At 77.6% G+C, this 701-nt stretch carries 1 protein-coding gene; it reads left to right on the forward strand.

What is annotated here, in order from left to right:
* Positions 1–24 precede the first annotated feature (24 nt).
* Positions 25–701: FHA domain-containing protein (locus tag N866_RS22665; RefSeq protein WP_155855488.1), on the forward strand; the 677-nt coding region annotated here is incomplete at its 3' end.

Raw genomic sequence — 701 nt, forward strand, 5'->3', positions numbered from 1 at the left:
GTGCCGGCCGCGACCGAGCCGGCGATGACGCCGACGCCCGCCGCGGCGGTGCCTGTGCCGTCGCCGCCCAGCGCGGCGGCGGAGCCCGTCCACGCCCTCGACGACCTCGAGCACACGGTCCTGCACGCGGCCACGGACACCTCCGTCGGGCTCCGCCTGGGCGTCCCGTTCAGCGGATCCGACGAGCGGTGGGCGGTGCCGCCCTCCTCGGCGGACGCCGGTCCGTCCGCGGACGTGCCCTCCGCCCTCCCGCCCGCCGCCCCGCAGCAGGAGATCGTCCCCGCGGCGGTCCCGGCCCGGCAGGGCGAGCGGCCGGTCCCGGAGGACGACGACCACGACGGCACGACCGTCCTCAGCTCCGACGTCGTGGCCCTGCGCCGGCAGCTCCCGGAGTGGGCGGGCGACGGGGTCCCGGCCCTGGCGGTGCCGGCACCGAACCGGCCGGCCCCCGCGAAGATCCGGCTCTCGTCCGGTCTCGTCGTCTCCCTGAACCGGCCGGTCCTCCTGGGCCGGGCGCCCCAGGTGTCCCGGGTGTCCAACCGCGAGATGCCGCGGCTCATCACCGTCGCGAGCCCGCGCCAGGACATCTCCCGCACCCACGCCGAGGTCCGGATGGACGGTGACGACGTCCTGGTCACCGACCTGCGCTCGACCAACGGCGTGCTGCTCCTGCGCCAGGGTCACGGGCCCCAGCGGCTGCA

Source organism: Actinotalea ferrariae CF5-4 (genome assembly GCF_000603945.1).
Classification (GTDB): Bacteria; Actinomycetota; Actinomycetes; order Actinomycetales; family Cellulomonadaceae; genus Actinotalea; species Actinotalea ferrariae.